The organism is Colwellia sp. E2M01 (assembly GCF_018860585.1).
Lineage (GTDB): Bacteria > Pseudomonadota > Gammaproteobacteria > Enterobacterales > Alteromonadaceae > Colwellia.
The window spans coordinates 1-4,726 of the sequence record NZ_JAHKPR010000084.1; the positions used below are offsets into that span (position 1 = coordinate 1).

General features: G+C 36.0%; 6 protein-coding genes. All 6 read left to right on the forward strand.

Going from position 1 to position 4,726, the window contains the following annotated elements; genetic code table 11:
• The first annotated feature begins 409 nt into the window (after positions 1–409).
• The 6 genes from KO502_RS16200 (at position 410) to KO502_RS16225 (ending at position 4,358) form a co-directional block, all read left to right on the forward strand.
• Positions 410–757, forward strand: a complete 348-nt coding sequence (locus tag KO502_RS16200; protein ID WP_216023618.1) for a hypothetical protein — start codon at positions 410–412, stop codon at positions 755–757.
• A 488-nt stretch (positions 758–1,245) separates the two neighbouring features.
• Positions 1,246–1,578 carry a hypothetical protein gene (locus KO502_RS16205; RefSeq protein WP_216023619.1) on the forward strand — a complete coding sequence of 111 codons (333 nt, stop codon included), beginning with the start codon at positions 1,246–1,248 and terminating at the stop codon, positions 1,576–1,578.
• 113 nt (positions 1,579–1,691) lie between these two features.
• On the forward strand, positions 1,692–2,357 hold the full coding sequence (locus KO502_RS16210; protein ID WP_216023620.1) for an AbiV family abortive infection protein: 666 nt from the start codon (positions 1,692–1,694) through the stop codon (positions 2,355–2,357).
• A gap of 150 nt (positions 2,358–2,507) precedes the next feature.
• Entirely contained in the window at positions 2,508–3,143 is a 636-nt protein-coding gene (locus tag KO502_RS16215) for a hypothetical protein (RefSeq protein ID WP_216023621.1), read from the forward strand.
• A 462-nt stretch (positions 3,144–3,605) separates the two neighbouring features.
• Positions 3,606–3,899 carry a hypothetical protein gene (locus KO502_RS16220; protein WP_216023622.1) on the forward strand — a complete coding sequence of 98 codons (294 nt, stop codon included), beginning with the start codon at positions 3,606–3,608 and terminating at the stop codon, positions 3,897–3,899.
• A 108-nt stretch (positions 3,900–4,007) separates the two neighbouring features.
• Positions 4,008–4,358, forward strand: a complete 351-nt coding sequence (locus KO502_RS16225) for a hypothetical protein (protein WP_216023623.1) — start codon at positions 4,008–4,010, stop codon at positions 4,356–4,358.
• Positions 4,359–4,726 lie beyond the last annotated feature (368 nt).

Sequence of the window (4,726 nt, forward strand, 5' to 3'; positions counted from 1 at the left end):
TATCGGGGGAAGATCACAAACAACAGTTGGCTGCGGCTCGTGCCTCGCGCATTATAGCCAACAGTCGTTTGCCGCTTAGCAAGGCGTTATATGCTAATAAAAATTAGCTTTAGATAAATAGATTTTTAGTGCATATTTTTCGCTAAATTAGTTAATTAGCGTCACGAATCAGCGCTGCCTTTTATACCTTTTTCAAAGGTGGCAACGCTATTCATTTCATTCTGGCTTTAGTGTGTAGCTCAAAAGTTCACGGTCAGGTTATATTATTACGGGTGACTTAAGTTTGTGTAGTATTTGGCTACAAGCCTTGCTGCATATAACAAGTTGCTCAACAGGACAAAATACAGTTTGCTGCGGCTCGTACCTCGCGCATTTTAGCAAACTATATTTTGCCCATTAGCAAAGCGTTATGTTTCAAGGAGAGTTTGTGAGTCATTATGAAATAATAAGCACTTCAATTGCTTTAATTGCAGTATGTATTTCTTTTATGGCAATAGTAAGAACTCGTAAACTATCAGAAAAACAATTAGCGTTTGAAAAAACACATGCAAAGTTGTCTGCTCTAGCTATTCTAGTTGCAGAATATAAATCTGAAGCAGAATCAATTAAAGTTGCGTTAAGTGATGGTACTATCGAGATAGAAAATCTATCTCGAATTGGTATGGAAAACGCTTTAGATGAAGTTCTCGACAAGCAATATAAAGCTGTTGAGGACATAGAGGAAATACTACTTTCACATCAAGCAACTGAAACATAACAAGCAATTCAACAAGGACAAAAAACAGTTGGCTTTTGCTCCTTCGTCGCTTATTTTAGCCAACATATTTTTTGCCTGTTAATTGGGCGTTAGTTGGCACAACTTGTTCAAGAATAAATTTGTGTAAATAGGGTGGTTATCTCGCATAAACTGCGCTTGTTTCCGTTCTTTTATGTGGTTAACTTTTTAGTGAATAATTCGTTTAGTGTTTTTTGCTAAACAGTTTTCGCCTAGCTCGTTTTGTGAAATCAACTAGCAAAAGTGTTAAGGCTCAAATTCACGGTTGGCGGCAAGTTGTGCGGTATTCTTTAGTTCTTACTTGCGACATTAAATTTCAGTGTTGTTGGTGAATAAAATGTGTTTAACTATCAACCAACTAACAAGGCAATCAAACGGACAAATTACAGTTGGCTGCCGTTCGTGCCTCACTATTTTAGCCAACTGCAATTAGCCGCTTATTGTGGCGTTAGGGCTACAAGGAGAGTTAAGTGTTTAAATTGTCTCGTAAGGATACATCAATTGTTTTATTTATTTGGGGTATGGCTTTGTTTATGTTATCCACATCCCTCTATGACTTATTGCTTACCACATTTACTGCTGGTGAGGTCATAAGAAATATCGGGCTTGCCTTTTTGTTATTTGGTGCTGGGTTAACACCTCAGCTTTTTTCTAAACCTATATCTCAAGCATTCAAAGAACTTGATCAGCTTTCGCCAATATTTTTCACTCTAAAAACTCGCTTTTATATAAATAACATGGGCTTGTCTCTTTTATTTCTAGGGTGGGTAGTAAGCTTTGTTCTGTGGCTAATGCAGCCCTAACAAGCCATTCAAAAGGACAAAAAACAGCTTGCTGTCCTTCGTTCCTCAGGCATTATAGCAAGCTGTTTTTTGCCTCTTAATGGGGCGTTATAACCCTTTCTAGTGAGGTGCTCGTGTCTAAAGGATTAGGTCAATGGAAAAATTCATTAAAGCCTGCTCAGATCGCAGAAGGAATGAATGCTGCGAATGATAATGCTCGACGTTTAATCGAGGATGCTGAAATATTATTTAATTTAAATCGATTTCCTTCGGCTATTTCTTTATCTATTTTATCAATCGAAGAGTCAGGCAAAGTAAGTATTTTACGAGAACTTGCATTAGCTAAAAATGGTGATCAAGTTAAAGACGCATGGAGAGCTTATCGCTCTCACACCAAAAAAAATGTAATGTGGTTATTTCCATCTTTAGTTTCAAGTGGGGCAAATCAGCTTGAAGAGTTTAAATCATTATTTGGTGAAAAGACTGAACACCCATTGCTTTTAGACAACCTAAAACAAATTGGTTTCTACACTGATTGCCTTGGAAAGGCTCATTGGTCAATTCCCGACAAAGTTATAGATAAAGAAAACGCAGAAAACATACTTAAAATAGCCAAAGTGTTGTGTAAAGGTAGTGTTTATACTTCTAAGGAAATAGAACTATGGGTAAAACATATCAAACCTGTATGGAAAGGTTCTATGGAGTTAATGAAAACGGCCCTAAATAATTGGTTTGAGGAAATGGTCAAAGAAAACCTTATTACCGAAGGTGAGTATAGTTTTAAAGAATTTGTTGGGTAGCCTGCGGGTTATAACAAGCCACTTAAAAGGACAAATAACAGTTGGTTTTTGCTCCTTCGTCGCTTATTTTAACCAACTATCATTTGCCTCTTAGTGGGGCGTTAGGAGTATAGGTGACCCCCATCAATTTTCAGGTGTTAGATTAATATAATGAAAAGTAAACGTATACATAGAATTATTGGGTTACTTCTAGTATTACCTGTAATTGGCTGGACTATAACAGGAATAATTTTCTTTATTAAACCAGGGTATCAAGCTGCATATGATCAATTAGTTGTAAAAACTTATCCTTTAGAAAAACTATTTGTCATTCCAGAGTCTAATGAATGGAAAGAGGTCAGACTTTTAAAAACAATACTTGGATATCATTTACTTGTTAAAACAGATAAAGGCTTTCAGCATTTAGATCCGATCTCATTCAAAGCAAAAGTAATTCCAACAGGTTTAGAACTAACTTCTCTTTTAAATGATTCTTTTACACATAAACCAGAACGATATGGACGTGTAAAAACTAGTGATAATCTTAAAGTTTTTACAAATACAGGGATTGAGGTTTCACTTGATTGGGATCGATTAACGTTACGACAAAGAGGCGATGATACAGAATTGATAAATACTCTATATAAGATACATTACTTACATTGGACACCTTATAAGAGTATTAATCAATATATGGGCATTTTGGGTTTGACTCTATTAATAGCAGTAACTTTTTTGGGTTTTAAAATTTATATATCTGGCAGGCAACAAACTACGCCTAACAAGCAATTTAAGCGGGACTTGTAACACTTGGCTAGTCTCGCTTCGCTCGCTATTTTAGCCAAGTATTAACAAGCCCCTTAATTGGGCGTTAGTTGGCACAACTTGTTCAAGAATAATTTTGTGTAAATAGGGAAGTTATCTCGCATAAACTGCGCTTGTTTCCGTTCTTTTATGTGGCTAACTTTTTTGACACTAACGCGTTCAATATTTTTTGCTAAACAGTTTTCGCCTAACTCGGTTTGTGAATTCAATTAGCAAAAGTGTTAAGGCTCAAATTCACGGTTAGCGGCAAGTTGTGCAGTGCTTTTTAGTTCTTACTTACTCTATTAAATTTTAGTGTTGTTGGTGAGTAAAATGTGTTTAACTATCAACCAACTAACAAGGCAATCAAACGGACAAATTACAGTTGGCTGCCGTTCGTGCCTCACTATTTTAGCCAACTGCAATTAGCCGCTTATTGTGGCGTTATATGCAAAGGAAGGATCGGTGTTAAAATTAATCTGTGACAGTGTTTCATATTTTTCACAAGGTGATGAAGTTTCATTTTTTAATTGGCTTAATTCAATTGAAAGCGTTGTAAAGGTACAAGGCTTTGGAACTGAACTTGAGGTTACTGTTTCATCTAATGATATTCCTGATGAAGAATTGCGTGAATTACTTTCAATATTTACCCGTTATGGTGTTCAACTTAAGCAGTTACGCATATTTGAAAACTCAAACAACGCAGAATGGTTTACTCAAAATAAAGTTGCGTATTGGTATAATGATTTAATGGCGTAATTTGCATATAACAAGTTGCTCAACAGGACAAATAACAGTTTGCTCGCGCTCCGCGCAGTTTAGCAAACATGTTATTTGCCCATTAGCAAAGCGTTAGTTTTATTAATTATGTCTGCATTTGAATCGACCAAAAATAAAATTTTAAAATCGGGGTTTGTTCCAGAAACTGTTGAGAGTCTGGCTTTTCAATTATCGAATTTAAACAATATCAAACAAGCGGAATCAACTTATATTAAATTTGATTCAGAGGCTGATAAATTACCTTGGCCAAGAGATCATGATTTCGGGGCTTTAGCTTTACAGAAGTTTAGTTTCAACGCTACTTTTGAAATATCTAAATTCATGCTAGCTAAAGCTATTGAGCGAGCAGAGAGGTGTGCATCATGTGCCACGTCAGGTGGTGAAGGTTTAGCGCGATCAAGGCATGTAAAAGAATTACAAGCCGCGTATCAAAAATAAAACTAACAAGAAAATTAAGCGGGACTGCTAACAGTTGGCTCGGTTTCGCTTCGCTACACATTTTAGCCAACAATTATCAGCCCCTTATTTGGGCGTTATATGCTTTTAAAAACTAGTTCTTAAAAGTGTGTAAGCTTGGTATTTTAATAAATCGTTTTGCGTAATAATTACAACGAGTTTTTCGCTAAAAACGGTTTGGTGTTAACACTAATAAGCATTGCCTTTTATACCTTTTTCAAAGGTGGCAATGCTATTATTTCAGTTCAACCTTTCGTGTGTAGCGTAAAAGTTCACGGTTTGGTTTTATTATTACGGCAACTTTAAGTTCATGCGCAGTTTGGTTTTACTAACTGTTGCATATAACAAGT

Excerpts from the sequence above, each read along its gene's own strand:
- KO502_RS16215 (WP_216023621.1), top strand. The coding sequence starts at position 2,508 with ATGAAAAGTAAACGTATACATAGAATTATTGGGTTACTTCTAGTATTA.
- KO502_RS16200 (WP_216023618.1), top strand. The coding sequence starts at position 410 with ATGTTTCAAGGAGAGTTTGTGAGTCATTATGAAATAATAAGCACTTCA.
- KO502_RS16225 (WP_216023623.1), top strand. The coding sequence starts at position 4,008 with ATGTCTGCATTTGAATCGACCAAAAATAAAATTTTAAAATCGGGGTTT.